Genomic DNA, 17,575 nt, shown 5'->3' with positions numbered 1-17,575 from the left:
CATAAAGTCACGGAATTAGTGCAAAATTATGCAAGAAATATTGCTTTAATACTTTATACATCGAAAATACATGTCTAAATGAACCAAACTCGCATGGTAAAAGCAAAAACCGGAAAACATCACTGCTTTCCGGTATGCATTTTATTTATCTAGTTTTTTATGTGCTTTAGAAACAAGTTGGGTTATTGCATCAGAAGGTAACCGATTTGCCCCAGTATCTTCACCTGTCCATTTTAGGTGAGCAATAAATTCAATGTTCCCTTCCCCGCCTGTAATCGGGGAATAATCCAGTCCTACTAAATCATAGCCGTTATTTAGTGCAAATTGAACTATATGCTCTACAACTGATTGATGTACTGCTGGGTCACGAATAATTCCTTTTTTTCCAACCTGTTCTCGGCCAGCTTCAAATTGTGGTTTAATCAAAGTCATTACATCACCGCCAGTTACAAGAACCGTTCTAAGCACAGGTAAAATCAATTTTAAGGAAATAAACGAGACATCAATCGTCGCAAAATCGGCTAACCCTTCTGTAAAATCAGCTGGAGTAACGTGACGAAAATTAGTTCTTTCCATAACAGTAACACGATCATCATTACGCAATTTCCATGCAAGCTGATTATAACCAACATCAAGTGCGTATGAATGTTTTGCTCCATTTTGCAGGGCACAGTCCGTAAATCCACCCGTAGAAGCTCCGATATCAAGCATTAATTTATCTTTAACATTAAAATCAAATACTTCTAAAGCTTTTTCTAATTTAAGGCCGCCACGACTGACATATGGCATTTGTTTACCTTTAACTTGAAGCTCGCTATCCACCGGGATTTTTTCTCCTGGTTTATCAACACGCTCTTCTTTTCGGTAAACAATACCCGCCATAATCGCACGTTTCGCTTTTTCTCTTGTTTCAAATAATCCTTGGTCTACTAGCAGAATATCTGCTCGTTCTTTTTTTATTGTCATAGTCTTTTCGCCCTTAACTTCTCGCTTTGTGCGAGCATTTCATTTATTTTTAATACAATGCCAGATTCAGATATACCGTATGATTCAAGTATTAATTTTACAGAACCATGACGGATAAATGCATCTGGAAAACCAATCCGATGCAAACTAAGATTAGTATAATTATTCAGTTCCATAAATTCTAACACACTCGCGCCAAATCCGCCTTTTAGCAAGGATTCTTCCACTGTCAAAATCGGAATGTTTAATTGCATAATTTGATGTAACAACGCTTCGTCGAGTGGTTTGATAAAGCGAGCATTGATGACCCCTACTTGTTTTCCGGCAGCTGAAAGTCGTTTAGCTGCCGCGAGTGCCAGTGGAACAGTCGGACCAAAAGTTAAAATCACTGCATCTACTGGCTGGATAAGCGTCTCCCATTCACCAATTGGTATCAATTCCGTTGATAAATTTGGTTTCACTCCAGGACCATTGCCTCGCGGATAACGTATCGCTATCGGTCCTTTATCATAAGCAAAAGCAGTATCCATCAATTGTTTGGCTTCCGCTTCGTCTTTTGGCATAGTGATAATCATATTTGGAATACTACTCAAGAATGAAATATCAAAAATACCTTGATGCGTTTCCCCATCAGCACCAACAAGTCCGGCGCGATCAATCCCGAATATGACATTTAATTTTTGGCGACAAACATCATGCACGACTTGGTCATAGGCCCTTTGTAAAAAAGTAGAATAAATGGTCAAAAAAGGTTTCATACCTTGTGTGGCTAATCCAGCCGCCATAGTTGTCGCGTGCTGCTCCGCTATCCCCACATCGAAAAAACGATCGGGAAATGTTGCTGCAAATTTTTCTAACTTCGAACCAACAGGCATTGCGGGTGTAATTGCCACGATTCTTTCATCTTCTTCCGCCAGACGCATTAACTCTTTGCTAATAATCGAGCTCCATGATGGTGCAGATACAACTGGCTTAATAAAGCTTCCAGTTTCGACTTTATATGGCCCTGTACCATGCCAGGTTCCACGTTCATCTAATTCGGCCGGCTGATACCCTTTTCCTTTTTTTGTGACGATATGGAGCAATACAGGCCCTTTTATTCTTTTAGCAATCTCTAAATGAGTGATGATATCTTGCAAATTATGTCCATCCACAGGTCCAAGGTACATAAAGCCTAATTCTTCAAAAAAAGTTCCCTCGACAAGTAAATGCTTCACACTATCTTTTATTTTTTCAGTTGCATCGGCCAGTTCCTCACCAGTAGTTGGTACTTTCCGAATCATTTTGTCTAACTCTTTCCTTGTAGGATTAAATTTATCTGATTTCCTTAATTTTCTGAGTACACTTTGAAGTGCGCCTACGTTTGGTGCAATGGACATGTCATTATCATTCAAAATAATAATCATATTTTTACCCATGTCTCCAATATGATTGAGAGCTTCAAGCGCCATTCCACCGGTTAACGCTCCATCTCCAATCACAGGAATCACATAGAAATCTTCTTGTTTTATATCCCTAGCAATAACCATTCCCGCGGCTGCTGAAAGAGAAGTTGAACTGTGGCCAGTTTCAAACACATCATGCTTAGACTCTTTTCTTTTCGGAAAACCATTTAAACCACCATGTTGTCGCAATGTTTCAAACTTATTCGCCCTTCCTGTTAGGATTTTGTGCACATAAGATTGATGGCCAACATCCCAAATAAATTTATCGTTTGGACTTGTAAAAGTATAATGAAGTGCAATCGTTAGTTCTACAACACCAAGGTTTGGACCAATATGCCCACCTGAATTCGATGTAGAAGTAATTAAAAATGCGCGAATATCTACTGCAAGTGCTTCTAATTCTTTTATATCCAATTGTTTGATAAAGGAAGGATCCTTTATTTTTAAAAGATCCAAAATAAAAACAACTCACTTTCCAAAGAATCGTTCACTAGAAGCGCAAACGTAATCTTTTTTCTAATTTAATTGTTCTTATTATAGCAAACAATTCTTGTTATACCAAACAAGGAAAAGGGATTTTAAACAAATAAAAAAGCAAATCACCGAAATGATTTGCTTTTTCTTATTCAAAAAATAGAATTACGCTTTTTGAACGTTAGCTGCTTGAGGTCCGCGTTGGCCTTCTTCAACGTCGAAAGATACTGCTTGACCTTCGTCTAAAGATTTGAATCCGTCACCTTGGATAGCGCTGAAATGTACGAATACATCGTCACCGTTTTCGCGTTCGATAAAACCAAATCCTTTTTCTGCGTTAAACCATTTTACTGTACCTTGTTCCATGTTCATGTTCCTCCTCGTGTGTTATGCACACTAATTATTTACTATTCTTGCTTAACGGCACGAGATGGAAAGTTGTTCACAATCGTATCTTTCACCCACAAAAATAATCTTACATTAGTATAACACGGTATTTTAGGAAAAGCAAATCAATTTGATTTATACTTGTGAAAAATTTTTGAAATTACTAGATTATTATGATTAATTTTCTCTAAATGCGATTAAATCAGCAAGTTTAAGTAGAATGATATCGTTAAAACCGTGCCCTGAAAGCGCTGACTTCGCTATTGAAACATGCTCGTTTAAAGCCCTTTTAGCGCCATCTAACGTGAGTAATCCGGGATAGGTACTTTTATTCAGAAAAGCATCCCCCCCTGTCTTTTTACCCATTTTCATTTCATCTCCAATGACATCCAAAATATCATCGCTAATTTGAAAGCCGACTCCAATGTTTTCCGCAAAAATTCGTAATCGTTTTGTTTGCTCTGGTGTCGCTTCGGCAATTTCAGCAGCAGAAGTAACTGCAAAAATTAATAATTCACCTGTTTTTCTTGCATGAATAGTGGCCAATTCTTCTAAGGTGATTTTTTTATTTTCTGCTTCCATATCTGCCTGTTGACCACCGACCATTCCTTCTGCCCCGCTACTAAAACTAAGTTCATTAATTAAAGCGAGTCTCGTTTCGAAAGTCAAATTTGCATCTTCTGCTAAAACAGAAAAAGCGAGGGTTAACAACGCATCACCTGCCAAAATAGCGGTTGCATCACCGTATACTTTATGATTGGTACGTTTCCCGCGACGATAGTCATCGTTATCCATTGCTGGTAGATCATCATGAATCAAACTATACGTATGAATCATTTCAAGAGCTGTAGCGGTTTTCACGCCACGCATCGGATCTGTATTTAAAGCTTGCAGTGTTGCAAAAACAAGCATTGGACGAATGCGCTTTCCACCAGCTTGTACAGAATATAGCATGGATTCTTTTAATTTTGGTTCGATATTTCGTTTATTTATCTCAGTAAGGAGCGAGTCATCCATCACTTTTTTATAATGTTCTAAAAAAAGGGTCAAATCTTGCAAATTTATTCACCATCCGCTTCAAAAGGAATTTCTTCTCCAGCATCTGTGACTACTTTTGCCATTCGTTTCTCGGCTGTTTGTAGTTTATCTTGACATAATTTAGTTAGTTCAATTCCTTTTTGATACATATCAAGGGAATCTTCTAGAGATGCAGTACCACTCTCCAGTGCTTCGACAATCGTTTCTAATTCTGCGATTGCTTCTTCAAAACTCTTTTTTTTAGTTGCCACTAGTCTCTTCCTCCTTTGCTGTAATTAAAGCATCAATTTGTCCACCTTGCATTTTCACTTGAATATTATCCCCAACTTCTAACTGCACAACAGATTTAACTAGCTTTTTTTCTTTATAGGTTACTCCAAACCCTCGCTTCAATAAAGCAAGTGGGCTTAGATGTTCTAAGGCTTCTACTTGTCTAACAAAAGATTGCTGCTTATCTTTTAGCTGTTGTTTTATTGCTTTATCAAGGGCTGTTCTACGTAATATTAATTGTTCTTTTTGCAAAGTAATCTCTTTTTCGGGATGATAATAATTTAGTCGATCATTTAGCCGATTAAAAGTCGTTTGTTTTAGTAGTACTTGTTTAGAAAAAGCGCTTTTTAATCGTTCGGAAAAATAATCCGTTCGCTCCATTTGTTGCTCTAGCTGATGTTTTGGACCATTAAGAATTAAATGCTGCTTTAATTGTTCCAGTTTGCGTTCTTTTCGTTCAAGTAATTGCCGGGTTGCAGCAAGCAAACGATATTTTCGTTCTGCTAGCCGTTCTTCTAAATCGCGATAATCTGGAACAGCTAATTCCGCCGCTGCAGTTGGTGTTGCAGCTCGAACATCGGCTGAGAAATCGCTTAACGAAAAGTCTGTTTCATGACCAACTGCAGAAATGACCGGAACATCTGAATCATAAACTGCTCGTACAACTGGTTCCTCATTAAAGGCCCAAAGTTCTTCTAGTGATCCACCGCCACGTCCAATAATCATCACATCAATATCATTTCGTTGGTTAATAAGTCCGATATTCTCGACAATTTTTTGAGCTGCTTTGTCACCTTGAACAATCGTTGGATAAATAATCACTTCTACAGAAGGCATTCTGCGATGAATAGTCGTCAATATATCCCGCACCGCTGCGCCAGTTTTTGATGTAACAACTGCTACTTTGGACGGGAAAGAAGGAAGCACTTTTTTATGCGCTTCCGCAAAAAGTCCTTCCTTTTCCAAATGGGATTTTAATTGTTCTAATTGAATATAAAGTGCACCGATACCATCAGGTTCCATATGTTCTGCATAAAACTGGTAACGCCCAGCTTTTGTAAAAACACCGATTCGACCAGTGATGAGAACGTTCATTCCATCTTCGGGTACAAAACCAATCTTTTGAACTGCTTTTTGAAACATGACAGAACGAAGCATCGCAAACTCATCTTTTACAGTGAAATAAAGATGGCCGCTTGTAGGTTGTTTTAAATTAGAAATTTCTCCGCGTACAAAAACTTGTTTCATATAAGGATCTACTTCGAATTTTTTTTCGATATATTTGGTTATAGCTGCTACCGTCAAATATTTATCTTGTTCCATCATTTCACATCCAATTAATCAATTCATCTTCCAAATTCGTTTTGCTGCTTTTAATGTATTAGCGAGTAACATTGTGATAGTCATTGGTCCAACCCCGCCTGGAACTGGTGTAATGAAACCTGCTACATCTACTACATCAGCAAAATCAACATCACCACATAATTTATTATTTTCATCGCGGTCCATACCCACATCAATGACAACCGCACCTGGTTTAATATAATTTTTCTTTACAAATTTGGCAAGACCCGTTGCAACTACAAGTATATCTGCTTCTTTAGCAACTTCTGGCAAGTCTTTTGTCCGGCTGTGCGCTATTGTTACCGTCGCATTTTCATTTAGTAATAATTGTGCTACTGGTTTACCTACGATATTACTTCTACCGATAACAACTGCCCGTTTTCCTTCTATTGGAGTTCCGGTTGATTTAATTAATTCGATAATTCCTGCTGGTGTACAAGGAACAAACGAATCTTTTCCGATGAATAAATTGCCGACATTCACAGGATGAAAACCATCAACATCTTTGTCATAACTGATAGTATCAATAACTTTTTCTTCGGAGATATGTTTTGGTAATGGTAATTGCACTAAAATACCGTGGATAGTATCATCTGTATTTAGCTCTTCTACTACTTCAAGTAACTTTTCTTCGGACACCGTTTCAGGAAGCTCAATCAAAACGGATTTCATGCCCGCTTCTTCTGTCCGTTTTTGTTTATTTCTTACATATGTACGAGATGCTTGATTATCGCCTACAAGTACTACTGCAAGTCCTGGTTTTTTACCAGTTTTTACGAGTTCAGCTACCTCAGTTGTTACATTTTCTTGAATTTCTTTTGCTAATTTTTTACCGTCAATAATTTGTCCCATGCTTATTGCCCCCTTAAAATTACATTTCCAAGTTTTATCTTAAAAAATTGCGAAATAAGGGAGTGCAAGGAGAAGATTCCTCGCACTCAGTCAAGTTTATTTATCTTCAGGTGCAATATTAGCTAATACACCATTAATAAACTTACTTGATTTTTCATCGCTGTAAATTTTTGCAATTTCGATGGATTCGTTTAGACTAACTCGATTTGGCACATCACTCAAGTAATTTATTTCATATACACTAAGCCGAAGCAAAGATAAATCTACTTTGCTCAAACGATCCATGCGCCAATTGTCTAAATTAGGCTCAATAATAGCATCAATCTCCGTTTTATTCGCCATAACACCTTCGACTAATTTCTCCATGTAGTCGTCTTGCTCGTCTTCCATGATATTTTTAATTGCTTGATCAAGTGACATTTCATTTAGTTCAATTTGGAATAATGCTTGAAGTGCTTTCTCGCGCGCTTCTCTTCTTTTCATGTTAAAGCTGCTCCTTTTTTTCCTTGAATTTTATAGTTCAAAATCATCGAAGGAAAGTGTTTCTGTTTTTTCAAATTGGACTCCAACGATATGCACATTAATTTCAAGTACATTTAGTCCAGTCATATTATAAATCGTGTCTCTAACTACATCTTGAATATTTTGAGCAACAAGTGGAATTGTCGCGCCAAATAAGACAGAACAATAAAGTTCGATTAAAATACCTTCTTCAGTTAATTCGACTTTTACGCCTTTTCGGTAGTTAACAGCACCACTGAATTTTTCACGCATTTCAGTCGCAAAGCCACCTTGCATATAGGCTACATTTTCGATTTCACTAGCAGCAAGTCCAGCAATTACACCAATTACTTCAGGTGCAATCTCTATTTTACCAAGCGGTGCATCATTTTGTTTACGTAAATCTTTTGTGTAAGCCATTTTTTTAACCCTCCTTAGAAAGATTCATTACATCATTTTGCTCCAAGAATTTTGTATTGAAGTCTCCTGACAAAAATACATCACTATCTAATACACGTAAATGGAATGGTATTGTCGAAGGAATGCCATCAATAGCAAACTCGGACAATGCTCGCTTCATTTTTTGTATTACTTCTTCGCGAGTTTCTGCATAACAAATTACTTTTGCAATCATCGAATCATAATAAGGTGGGATTTTATAATTAGGATAAGCTGCCGAATCAATTCGGACTCCTAAACCACCTGGTGGAAGATAAAACTTAATTTCACCAGGTGCAGGCATAAAGTTTTTCTCTGGATTTTCGGCATTAATCCGACATTCCATTGCCCAACCAGTTAGTTTTACATCCGCTTGTTTAATTTTTAGTTCTTCCCCTGAAGCCACTAAAAATTGTTGTTTTACCAAATCAATTCCTGTTACAAGTTCTGTGACAGGATGTTCTACTTGAATACGCGTATTCATTTCCATAAAGTAGAAATTATTTTCATGATGATCAAAGATAAATTCAATCGTTCCGGCACCCGAATAATTAACTGCTTTTGCTGCTTTAACAGCTGCTTTCCCCATTTTCTGGCGAGTTTTTTCATCAATAGCAGGTGACGGGGATTCCTCGATTAGCTTTTGCAAGCGACGTTGAATACTACAATCACGTTCTCCTAAATGAATCACATTGCCATGGTTGTCAGCAAGCACTTGAATTTCCACATGACGGAAATCTTGAATATATTTCTCTAAATAGACACCAGGGTCACCAAAGGCGGCTTCGGCTTCTTGTTGTGTCGTTTGAATTCCAGAAATTAATTTTTCTTCATTTTCTGCTACACGAATTCCTTTACCACCACCACCAGCTGTTGCTTTAATGATGACCGGATAACCGATTTTTTTAGCGATTTTTTTACCATCCTCAACGTCGGCTACTATCCCTTGTGAACCAGGGACAATTGGAACCCCAGCTTTACGCATTGTTTCACGGGCCACGTCTTTCGTCCCCATTTGGGATATAGCAGCAGCACTTGGTCCAATAAAGGTAATATTGCAGTCTTCACAAAGCTCTGCAAAATCCGCGTTTTCAGCTAAAAAGCCATAGCCTGGATGAATTGCATCACAGTTTGTTAAAACAGCTACACTAATAATGTTTGACATATTTAAATAACTATCTTTTGTTGCCGCGGGACCTACACAATAAGCTTCATCCGCTAGCTGAATATGTAGTGCTTCTCTATCTGCTTCCGAATATATCGCAACTGTCTCCACTCCAAGCTCTTTTGCAGCGCGAATGATACGGACAGCGATTTCTCCACGGTTCGCTACCAGTACTTTTTTAATCATATTTTTCGACCCCTTATTTTTTTCTAACTTTGAAAAGTGGTTGTCCAAATTCGACTAACTCACCACTAGATACTAAGATTTCTGCAATTTCACCATCGATATCCGCAGTGATTTCGTTGAATAATTTCATCGCTTCTACAATACATACAACTGATTGTGCAGAAACCTTGGAACCAACGCTCACAAAATCGGCATCTCCAGGTGACGCTGATGCATAAAAAGTCCCAACCATTGGGGAAGTGATCAATTCTAAGTTTTCATCTGCTACGTTTGTCTCTACTTGTGGCGCCTGTGATTGCTCTACTGCCGGCACTGCTTGAACTGTTGGAATAGCTACTGGTGCTTCACTAATTGCTGTAGTTGCTACCACTTTGTTCTTTTTAAGTAAAATCTTACTATCCTTTGTTTCTAGTTCAAATTCATCTAGGGTTGACTCGTCAATCAGCTCTATTAGCTGTTTAATTTCATCTATCGATAACATATCATTTACACTCCTTAATAATAACTAAAAATATAAAATTGCATGAATCACGCATTGTTCTTATTGTACCATACTTTTTATTCAAAAGGTGTACCGGAAGCGCTGACAGACAGAAAAAACAGCTGAAGAATTAACTTCAGCTGTAACAACTGCTTTTTTTTTACGCCCGAGAAACATATGCTGCTTCGGTTGTATTAATAACTAATTTATCTCCTTCGTTCACGAAAAACGGTACTTGTACAACAAGTCCAGTTTCTAACGTTGCTGGTTTAGAACCACCAGACGAAGTATCACCTTTAATTCCGGGATCAGTGGCAGTAACAATTAATTCAACTGTATTTGGTAAATCAATCCCGATTGTTTCTCCTTGGTACATGATAATATTAATTTCCATATTTTCTTTTAAGAATTTAAGCTCATGCGCAATTTGGTCTTCTGGAAGCTCAATTTGTTCATAAGACTCATTGTCCATGAAAACATGATTGGAGCCGTCTGCGTATAAATAAGCCATTTTACGGTTATCAATTTGTGCTTTAGCTACTTTTTCGCCACCGCGGAATGTTTTTTCTTGGATTGCACCAGTACGAAGGTTACGCAATTTAGAACGTACGAATGCTGCTCCTTTTCCAGGTTTCACATGTTGGAAATCTAGCACGCGCCAAATCCCATTATCTACCTCTATCGTTAACCCTGTTTTAAAGTCATTTACTGAAATCATGTTTTTCCTCCTGTAAATTACAAAGTATCTTTATTGGAGCATCTTAAATCTGCTCATTCTTCCTTATTTAACCATAAAACACGCAAAGTTACAAAGGAATTTTATAAAATAATTAATTCTTTTGGTGAATGGATTAGAATTTCATTACCTGTTTCAGTAATCAATAAATCATCCTCAATTCTCACGCCACCGATTCCTGGCAAATAAATTCCTGGCTCATCTGTAACCACATGCCCTACTTCTAACTTTTGAGGGTTTTTAAATGATAAATTAGGCCCTTCATGAATTTCGAGACCGATTCCATGGCCGAGCGAATGACCAAATGCATCTCCGTAACCAAATGAAGCAATATAATCACGAGCAATCGCATCTGCTTCAATCCCGGTCATTCCCGGTTTTAAGCTATCAATTACTTTTAATTGTGCATCCAATGTAATTTGATAAATTTCTTTTAATTTTTCTGCCGGTTCCCCAACTGCAATTGTTCTTGTCATATCAGAACAATAACCATCATAATAACAACCGTAGTCCATAGTAACAAAATCGCCAATTTCGATTTTTTTATCGGAAGCAACACCATGTGGAAATGCAGAACGAAGACCTGAAGCGACAATAGTATCGAAAGAAGACGATGTTGCCCCAGCTCGTCTCATAAAGAATTCTAACTCATTAGATACTTCTATTTCTGCCATGCCCGGTTTAATGAATTTAATAATATGAGCAAAGGCTGCATCGGCAATATCACAAGCTGTACGAATCGCTTTTAGTTCGCTTGCGGTTTTCACTTTACGCATTTCTTCAAAAAAGCCAGTGAGTGGAATTAATTCACGGTTAAATACTCGTTCCATTTGTTTAAATTCAGAAACAGTCACATAATCTGCTTCAAAATGTAATGTTTTAGTCGAATTTTGCGATAACAATTCCTCTACTGTATCAAAAATATGCCCTTCATGCTTTACAATTTCATATCCTTCCGCTTGTTTTGCTGCTTGTTCTGTATAACGGAAGTCAGTCACAAAATAAGCTTTTTCTGGTAAAATTAGCGCTACACCACTAGTCCCTGTAAAACCAGACACATACCTTCTATTAAATTCACTTGTGACAAGAACCGCTTCAATCTTTTCTTTTCCAAGTGTTTCTTGAATTTTAGTTAATTTAGACATTTTAATTCCTCCACTTTTTTCAAATTTTAGGCGCACAAAATAAGTATTACTAGACACGTTCGAAACTATTTTATCATAATTTACAAAAAATAACTTTTTTTAGACGTTTGCTGCTATACGAAAAACAGTTTTTAGCGTAAAATAATATATTAGTACACATGAATAGGCTGGTGAAAAATTTGAGCAAACAAAACGTACCATCATATGGAGGACAAGCGGTTGTTGAAGGTGTCATGTTTGGTGGTAAAAAACAAACTGTAACAGCCGTTAGACGTATAGATGGTTCATTAGAGTATTTTTATTTATCGAAGAATAGCCCTGTTTGGGTGATGCGACTTAAAAAAATTCCCTTTTTACGCGGAATCGTTGCTTTAATTGAATCTAGCGCGATTGGTTCCAAACATTTAGCATTTGCAACGGACCGTTACGATGAAGATCCAAATAATCCACAAGAAGAGGAAAAAATCGAAAAAAAAGAATCGAAAGTAGCCATGTGGTTAGGGGTTGCGGTGATTGGTATTTTATCATTTGTATTCGCCAAATTCGTTATGACACTTATCCCTGTATTTTTAGCAGAATTATTTCGCCCGATAGTCCCAGGAGACACTGCACAGGTCTTTTTAGAAAGCTTCTTTAAATTGATTCTCTTGCTGACTTACATTTTTGCTGTTTCCCAAACGCCGATAATCAAACGCGTTTTTCAATATCACGGTTCTGAGCATAAAGTGATTAATTGTTATGAACAAAATTTACCGTTAACTGTCGAAAATGTTCAAAAACAGTCTCGGTTACACTATCGTTGCGGTAGTAGCTTTATTTTATTTACGGTCATTGTAGGTATGTTTATTTATTTGCTCGTCCCTACTGACCCGCTTTGGCTTCGTGTGGTTGACCGGATTCTGCTCATTCCAGTTGTACTCGGTGTTGCTTTTGAAGTTTTACAACTAACAAATAAATGTCGAAATATTCCTGTACTTAAATATTTAGGCGTTCCTGGTTTATGGCTGCAACTACTTACAACTAAAGAACCTGCTAACGATCAAGTAGAAGTGGCTATTGCTTCTTTCAATGAGTTATTACGTATTGAAAAAGAAGGAGTCCCCGTGAACAATGATGAACCTGATAATCTGGAACTTTTAGAATAGGGGTTGGTTTGATTGAAAAAATATCCGCTGATAGTAATCTTTTTACTTGTCCTTGTGGGAATTGGTCTGTTAATGGGTGATTTTAAATCTTTTTTTACGCTCGCAGTCTCGCTTTTATTAGGAACAATCATTTTCACATTGATTTTCCGACTTCTATCTAATAAAAAAACCGACAGTAATTATCAAAAAGCAGTAAAACAATCCAAAAAATTACATGGCGATAAGAAAAAAACAAAGAAAAAAAGAAAATCTTCCTTCAAAGTGATTGATGGTGGCAAAAAATAAGTTATAATAGAAAAGAATGCTTTATAAAAAGCAGTTTTCAGGATGAAAGGGGTTTACACAATTGATTAGTTGGATTATAGCGCTTACTATTCTGGTTATTCTTTTAGCATATGAAATTTACCAGTTTGTAATGCGTCGCAAAGCAGTAAAAGTTTTAACAGAGGAAGAATTTAAGCAAGGATATCGCAAAGCGCAATTAATTGACGTTCGCGAGCCAAACGAATTCGACGCTGGTCATATTCTTGGAGCTAGAAATATTCCAGTAACACAAATGAAAAACCGTACGACTGAGATTCGCCAAGATTTACCAGTTTATCTATATTGTCAAACTGCTCAACGTAGTAACCGTGCAGCAATCATGCTATACAAACGTGGTTATCATAACGTTTACCAACTTAAAGGCGGCTTCCGTAAATGGAAAGGTAAAACAAAATCTAAATAAAAAATCTTGCTGCAGCATTGCGGCAAGATTTTTTTTAGCTTATTTTTGATAACGTAACACTGGTTTTCTAGCAGCACGCGTTTCGTTTAGTCGTTTTACATAAGTACTGTGTGGCGCTTCTTGGACAATTTCCGGATTTTCTTCTGCTTCTTTTGCTATTTTTAACATCGTATCAATAAATGAGTCTAGTGTTTCTTTAGATTCCGTTTCAGTTGGCTCAATCATAATCGCTTCTCCAACAATTAGTGGGAAATAAACAGTTGGCGGGTGGAAATTATGATCTAACAAACGTTTAGCAATATCAATTGTGCGAACACCAAGTTTTTTCTGTCTATTACCACTTAAAACGAACTCATGCTTACATACTTGATCAAACGGTAAATCATATGCTTGTTGTAATTTACGCATCATATAATTAGCATTTAGAACCGCATACTCAGTAACGAGTTTTAGGCCATCTGGTCCCATCGTCCGAATGTAAGTATAAGCTCGGACATTAATCCCAAAGTTACCATAATATGGCTTCACACGACCGATAGATTCCGGATAATTGTAATCAAACGTGTAAAAATTATTATTTTTAGTAAGTACCGGTGTTGGTAAAAATGGTATTAAATCCTTTTTCACACCGATTGGACCAGATCCAGGACCACCTCCACCATGAGGACCGGTGAATGTTTTGTGAAGATTTAAGTGGACGACATCAAACCCCATATCACCTGGTCTAACTTTTGCCATAATTGCGTTTAAATTCGCGCCATCATAGTATAATTTACCGCCAGCTTCATGAACAATTTCTGCCATTTCAACAATATCTTTTTCAAATAACCCAAGTGTATTCGGGTTAGTAAGCATTAGTGCAGCTGTGTCATCGCCTACTACTTTTTTTAAATCATTAACATCCACAAGACCTTTTTCGTTCGACTTAACCGTTACTACGTCAAAGCCTGCTACTGCAGCAGATGCAGGATTAGTACCATGTGCAGAGTCTGGAATAATTACTTTCGTCCGCTTAGTATCACCATTTTTTTCATGGAAAGCACGAATTAGCATCAGTCCTGTCCACTCTCCGTGCGCTCCTGCAGCTGGTTGTAGTGTCACTTCATCCATCCCAGTAATTTCGACTAAACTCGTTTGCAAATCAAATAATAGCTCAAGTGCACCTTGAACTGAACTTTCAGGCTGGTTGGGATGAATATTAGCGAAACCTGAGAATCGCGCAACTTTCTCATTAATTTTTGGATTATATTTCATTGTACAAGAACCTAATGGATAGAAGCCAGAATCCACGCCAAAATTATGATTAGATAAATTCGTATAATGGCGCATAATTTCTAGTTCGCTTAATTCAGGTAAATTAGCTGGTGTAGCACGAATATATGTTGGATCAAAGTAATCAGTCGCTTTTGTTTCCGGCACGTCACTTTCTGGTAAACTAAATCCAATTCTTCCCGGGATAGAGCGCTCAAAAACTAGCGGCATTGTCTCTTCTAAATTCATTTTACACCCTCCAAACTTGCCACAAAGGCATCAATTTCCTCTTTTGTACGCATCTCAGTTACTGCTACAAGCATATGATTTTCGTATTTAGCATCGTAAAATCCAAGATCATATCCACCAATAATCCCTTCATCTAAAAGCGCTTCATTAACTTCTTTGATTTGTTTCGAAAGCTTGATTACAAATTCATTGAAAAAACTATCTGAAAATAAAACCTCAAATCCACTTTCTCGGAATTTTTGTTTGGCATAATGAGATTTATCTAAGTTTTGTTTCGCCATTTCAGGTAAGCCGACTTTCCCTAATGTCGCCATTGCAACTGATGACGCAAGAGCATTCAAAGCTTGGTTAGAGCATATGTTAGAAGTAGCTTTATCTCGACGAATATGTTGTTCACGCGCTTGTAAAGTTAATACATAACCACGTTTTCCGTTTTCATCCACTGTCTCTCCTACAAGTCTACCAGGCACTTTTCGCATTAATTTATTAGTTACGGCAAAGAATCCACAGTGCGGTCCACCAAAAGACTCTGGGATACCGAAGACTTGTGAATCACCAACAACAATATCTGCACCAAATTCCCCTGGTGGCGTAAGTATACCAAGCGCAAGCGGATTACTAGAAACAAGTAACAATGAATTATTTTCGTGAATTAACTGCTCCATTTCTGCTAATGGTTCTACTTGACCATAGAAATTGGGATATTGTACAGCAAATCCAGCAATATCGTCTGTAAGTGCTTTTTTTAGTGCATCTATATCTGTCTTACCATCTAATTCTGGTATCACTTCTACTTCAATATGTTGTCCAGAAGCATATGTTTTCAATACATTGATGCTTTCTGGGTGGACTGCTCCAGAAATAAGTATTTTTTTACGCTTCGAGTGTCCACTAGCTAACATCGCTGCTTCTGCAAGTGCTGTTCCACCGTCATACATCGAAGAATTCGCTAAATCCATTCCCGTTAATTCAGCAATCATCGTTTGAAATTCAAAAATAGCTTGTAATTCCCCTTGCGAGATTTCTGGTTGATAGGGAGTGTATGCTGTATAAAATTCAGACCGAGAAATCACATGATCCACTGCTGTAGGAATATAATGGCTATATACACCAGCTCCTAAAAATGAGGCATATTCAGTTGTATTGGCATTTTTAGAAGCAAGCTTGGATAATTCTCGAAGTAATGCTGGTTCTGATTTCGCTGGTTTTAAATTATAGTCTCTTTTAAATCTAATTTTTTCTGGAATATCTTGAAATAAATCATCAATTGACGCTACTCCAATAGTATCAAGCATCTCTTTTTCATCTTGTTCCGTCATCGGTAAATAACGATGTTTTGCCATTTCATTTCCTCCTTTTTACTTTGCACGTTTATAAAATGGTGTTGCCACTACTTTAGCTTTTACTTTTTTATTCCGGATACCTATTTCTATTTCTTGTCCAAGTTCTGTGTGCGCTATGTCTATTAAAGCTAAGCCAATATTGGTTCCAAGTGTCGGTGATTGCGTTCCTGAAGTGACTACACCAATTTGTTTTCCATCTAGAAATACTGGATAATCATGACGTGGTATTCCTCGTTCAATTAATTCAATTCCGACTAATTTTCGAGTTAAACCAGCTTCTTTTTGTTTAATAAGGGCTTCTTTCCCGATAAAATCAGCTTCTTTTTTTAATTTCACAGCAAAATTAAGCCCTGCTTCAAGTGGTGTAATATCTTTGCTTAATTCTTGACCGTATAGCGCAAGTACTGCTTCTAAACGTAGTGTATCTCGAGCACCTAAACCAATTGGTAATACTTTTTCTGCCATAATAGCTTCAAATACTTTGGTAGCATCATCACTTGGCATGTAAATTTCAAATCCATCTTCACCAGTATAACCGCTCCGAGAAATAATTGTTTTTACACCAGCGATTTCTGCATCTTCTACAAAACCAAAGAAACTAATCGCGTTCAAATCAATATTAGTTAATTTTGCAAGTATTTTCTCTGCATCAGGACCTTGAAGTGCTAATTGTCCATACTTGGAAGAAACATCAGAGACAGTAACATCACCCCTAACGTTTTTTACTATCCAGTCAAAATCTTTTTCTGTATTTGCTGCATTAACAACTAGTACGTATTTAGTCTCTGATAATCTATAAACAACTAAGTCATCTACTGTGCCACCATTTTCATAACACATAATGTTATACTGCGCTTTGCCTATTTTTATTTTTTCTATGTCATTTGATAACAAGTATTGTAAATATGCTGTACTTTCAGCGCCTTCCACAATGATTTCTCCCATATGAGATACATCAAATAGCCCAGCCTTCGTTCGCACGGCTTCATGTTCCGCTTTAATACCAGAAAATTGAACAGGTAAGTCCCATCCACCAAAATCAATGGTTTTCGCTCCATACTTTTCATAAAGTGGATGAATCGGTGTTTTTAATAATTCCGCCATATTTATATCCTCCTTTTTTTCACATAGCAAAAAGGCTTATATGATTCATAAGCCCTGTCGTGAAACAAAAGTAACTCCAGAGTTGCGTCCCGTAAACATCCTTTTGCCTGAGAGTTTCACATCTAAATGCTTTCCCCGTCGGCGCTGCATTTTTGCAGTCTCTCTGTTTACATTCATCCGCTAATTCGATTATGTATTTGCCTTTTCTATAGCTTATCATGAGTTCTATTGTTCGGCAAATAATTAGTTTTGCTCCCTAAAAATTCTTAAATCCAGATATTCGTTCGGATTGTAAGGGCTTTATCGTATTTAGCTAGCTTGATCATAC

At 37.2% G+C, this 17,575-nt stretch carries 18 protein-coding genes, 1 pseudogene and 1 riboswitch; of the genes and pseudogenes, 3 read left to right on the top strand and 16 right to left on the bottom strand.

All coding sequences use genetic code 11. The annotated features are described in order from the left end of the window. Positions 1 to 141 precede the first annotated feature (141 nt). The 13 genes and pseudogenes from JL53_RS07610 to JL53_RS07550 form a co-directional block, all read right to left on the bottom strand. Entirely contained in the window at positions 142 to 966 is an 825-nt protein-coding gene (locus JL53_RS07610; protein ID WP_003719641.1) for a TlyA family RNA methyltransferase, read from the bottom strand. Then, positions 963 to 2,883, bottom strand: a pseudogene (gene dxs, locus JL53_RS07605) (1-deoxy-D-xylulose-5-phosphate synthase). The gene JL53_RS07610 and the pseudogene dxs overlap by 4 nt, the downstream one beginning before the upstream one ends. 167 nt (positions 2,884 to 3,050) lie before the next feature. Next, positions 3,051 to 3,251, bottom strand: a complete 201-nt coding sequence (locus JL53_RS07600; protein ID WP_012985572.1) for a cold-shock protein — start codon at positions 3,249 to 3,251, stop codon at positions 3,051 to 3,053. Between the two features lie 198 nt (positions 3,252 to 3,449). Beyond that, positions 3,450 to 4,331 (bottom strand): polyprenyl synthetase family protein, encoded by an 882-nt coding sequence (locus tag JL53_RS07595; RefSeq protein WP_038407256.1) that lies wholly within the window; start codon positions 4,329 to 4,331, stop codon positions 3,450 to 3,452. Between the two features lie 2 nt (positions 4,332 to 4,333). After that, a complete protein-coding gene (locus tag JL53_RS07590) occupies positions 4,334 to 4,561 on the bottom strand; it encodes an exodeoxyribonuclease VII small subunit (RefSeq protein WP_003719637.1) in 228 nt (75 codons plus the stop codon). Further along, positions 4,551 to 5,903, bottom strand: coding sequence for an exodeoxyribonuclease VII large subunit (xseA, locus tag JL53_RS07585; protein WP_038407255.1), 1,353 nt, complete (start codon positions 5,901 to 5,903; stop codon positions 4,551 to 4,553). The genes JL53_RS07590 and xseA overlap by 11 nt, the downstream gene beginning before the upstream one ends. 18 nt (positions 5,904 to 5,921) lie before the next feature. After that, complete coding sequence (folD, locus tag JL53_RS07580; RefSeq protein WP_003719634.1) at positions 5,922 to 6,776, bottom strand: bifunctional methylenetetrahydrofolate dehydrogenase/methenyltetrahydrofolate cyclohydrolase FolD; 855 nt, start codon at positions 6,774 to 6,776, stop codon at positions 5,922 to 5,924. Positions 6,777 to 6,872: 96 nt separating this feature from the next. After that, the gene (gene nusB / locus JL53_RS07575) at positions 6,873 to 7,259 is read right to left on the bottom strand and encodes a transcription antitermination factor NusB (RefSeq protein ID WP_038407254.1); all 387 of its coding nucleotides are present in this window, start codon (positions 7,257 to 7,259) and stop codon (positions 6,873 to 6,875) included. 30 nt (positions 7,260 to 7,289) lie between these two features. Next, complete coding sequence (locus JL53_RS07570) at positions 7,290 to 7,697, bottom strand: Asp23/Gls24 family envelope stress response protein (RefSeq protein WP_038407253.1); 408 nt, start codon at positions 7,695 to 7,697, stop codon at positions 7,290 to 7,292. A 4-nt stretch (positions 7,698 to 7,701) separates the two neighbouring features. Further along, entirely contained in the window at positions 7,702 to 9,066 is a 1,365-nt protein-coding gene (accC, locus tag JL53_RS07565) for an acetyl-CoA carboxylase biotin carboxylase subunit (RefSeq protein ID WP_038407252.1), read from the bottom strand. A 13-nt stretch (positions 9,067 to 9,079) separates the two neighbouring features. Next, positions 9,080 to 9,547 (bottom strand): acetyl-CoA carboxylase biotin carboxyl carrier protein, encoded by a 468-nt coding sequence (gene accB / locus JL53_RS07560; protein WP_003719629.1) that lies wholly within the window; start codon positions 9,545 to 9,547, stop codon positions 9,080 to 9,082. A 160-nt stretch (positions 9,548 to 9,707) separates the two neighbouring features. Further along, positions 9,708 to 10,265 carry an elongation factor P gene (gene efp / locus JL53_RS07555; RefSeq protein ID WP_003719628.1) on the bottom strand — a complete coding sequence of 186 codons (558 nt, stop codon included), beginning with the start codon at positions 10,263 to 10,265 and terminating at the stop codon, positions 9,708 to 9,710. Between the two features lie 101 nt (positions 10,266 to 10,366). Beyond that, a complete protein-coding gene (locus JL53_RS07550; RefSeq protein WP_038407251.1) occupies positions 10,367 to 11,428 on the bottom strand; it encodes a M24 family metallopeptidase in 1,062 nt (353 codons plus the stop codon). Positions 11,429 to 11,607: 179 nt separating this feature from the next. On the opposite strand from JL53_RS07550, the gene JL53_RS07545 reads away from it, so the two are divergent. The 3 genes from JL53_RS07545 (at position 11,608) to JL53_RS07535 (ending at position 13,300) form a co-directional block, all read left to right on the top strand. Beyond that, on the top strand, positions 11,608 to 12,573 hold the full coding sequence (locus JL53_RS07545; RefSeq protein WP_038407250.1) for a DUF1385 domain-containing protein: 966 nt from the start codon (positions 11,608 to 11,610) through the stop codon (positions 12,571 to 12,573). A 12-nt stretch (positions 12,574 to 12,585) separates the two neighbouring features. After that, positions 12,586 to 12,858, top strand: a complete 273-nt coding sequence (locus JL53_RS07540; RefSeq protein WP_003719625.1) for a hypothetical protein — start codon at positions 12,586 to 12,588, stop codon at positions 12,856 to 12,858. Positions 12,859 to 12,919: 61 nt separating this feature from the next. Then, complete coding sequence (locus tag JL53_RS07535) at positions 12,920 to 13,300, top strand: rhodanese-like domain-containing protein (RefSeq protein ID WP_003719624.1); 381 nt, start codon at positions 12,920 to 12,922, stop codon at positions 13,298 to 13,300. A 39-nt stretch (positions 13,301 to 13,339) separates the two neighbouring features. On the opposite strand, the gene gcvPB is transcribed toward JL53_RS07535, so the two are convergent. Genes gcvPB through gcvT form a run of 3 tightly spaced genes read right to left on the bottom strand, consistent with a single transcriptional unit; the run spans position 13,340 to position 17,247 of the window. Next, complete coding sequence (gcvPB, locus tag JL53_RS07530; RefSeq protein WP_038407249.1) at positions 13,340 to 14,800, bottom strand: aminomethyl-transferring glycine dehydrogenase subunit GcvPB; 1,461 nt, start codon at positions 14,798 to 14,800, stop codon at positions 13,340 to 13,342. Further along, on the bottom strand, positions 14,797 to 16,143 hold the full coding sequence (gcvPA, locus tag JL53_RS07525) for an aminomethyl-transferring glycine dehydrogenase subunit GcvPA (protein ID WP_038407248.1): 1,347 nt from the start codon (positions 16,141 to 16,143) through the stop codon (positions 14,797 to 14,799). The genes gcvPB and gcvPA overlap by 4 nt, the downstream gene beginning before the upstream one ends. Positions 16,144 to 16,158: 15 nt before the next feature. Then, positions 16,159 to 17,247, bottom strand: a complete 1,089-nt coding sequence (gene gcvT / locus JL53_RS07520) for a glycine cleavage system aminomethyltransferase GcvT (protein WP_038407247.1) — start codon at positions 17,245 to 17,247, stop codon at positions 16,159 to 16,161. Positions 17,248 to 17,332: 85 nt separating this feature from the next. Beyond that, positions 17,333 to 17,424, bottom strand: a riboswitch (glycine riboswitch). Positions 17,425 to 17,575: the final 151 nt, after the last annotated feature.

Source organism: Listeria ivanovii subsp. londoniensis (assembly GCF_000763495.1).
GTDB lineage: Bacteria > Bacillota > Bacilli > Lactobacillales > Listeriaceae > Listeria > Listeria londoniensis.
This window is presented reverse-complemented; position numbering and strand designations above follow the sequence as displayed.

Coding starts and splice junctions, on each gene's coding strand:
- JL53_RS07610 (WP_003719641.1), bottom strand. CDS start 966: ATGACAATAAAAAAAGAACGAGCAGATATTCTGCTAGTAGACCAAGGA.
- JL53_RS07600 (WP_012985572.1), bottom strand. CDS start 3,251: ATGGAACAAGGTACAGTAAAATGGTTTAACGCAGAAAAAGGATTTGGT.
- xseA (WP_038407255.1), bottom strand. CDS start 5,903: ATGGAACAAGATAAATATTTGACGGTAGCAGCTATAACCAAATATATC.
- folD (WP_003719634.1), bottom strand. CDS start 6,776: ATGGGACAAATTATTGACGGTAAAAAATTAGCAAAAGAAATTCAAGAA.
- nusB (WP_038407254.1), bottom strand. CDS start 7,259: ATGAAAAGAAGAGAAGCGCGCGAGAAAGCACTTCAAGCATTATTCCAA.
- JL53_RS07570 (WP_038407253.1), bottom strand. CDS start 7,697: ATGGCTTACACAAAAGATTTACGTAAACAAAATGATGCACCGCTTGGT.
- accC (WP_038407252.1), bottom strand. CDS start 9,066: ATGATTAAAAAAGTACTGGTAGCGAACCGTGGAGAAATCGCTGTCCGT.
- accB (WP_003719629.1), bottom strand. CDS start 9,547: ATGTTATCGATAGATGAAATTAAACAGCTAATAGAGCTGATTGACGAG.
- efp (WP_003719628.1), bottom strand. CDS start 10,265: ATGATTTCAGTAAATGACTTTAAAACAGGGTTAACGATAGAGGTAGAT.
- JL53_RS07550 (WP_038407251.1), bottom strand. CDS start 11,428: ATGTCTAAATTAACTAAAATTCAAGAAACACTTGGAAAAGAAAAGATT.
- gcvPB (WP_038407249.1), bottom strand. CDS start 14,800: ATGAATTTAGAAGAGACAATGCCGCTAGTTTTTGAGCGCTCTATCCCG.
- gcvPA (WP_038407248.1), bottom strand. CDS start 16,143: ATGGCAAAACATCGTTATTTACCGATGACGGAACAAGATGAAAAAGAG.
- gcvT (WP_038407247.1), bottom strand. CDS start 17,247: ATGGCGGAATTATTAAAAACACCGATTCATCCACTTTATGAAAAGTAT.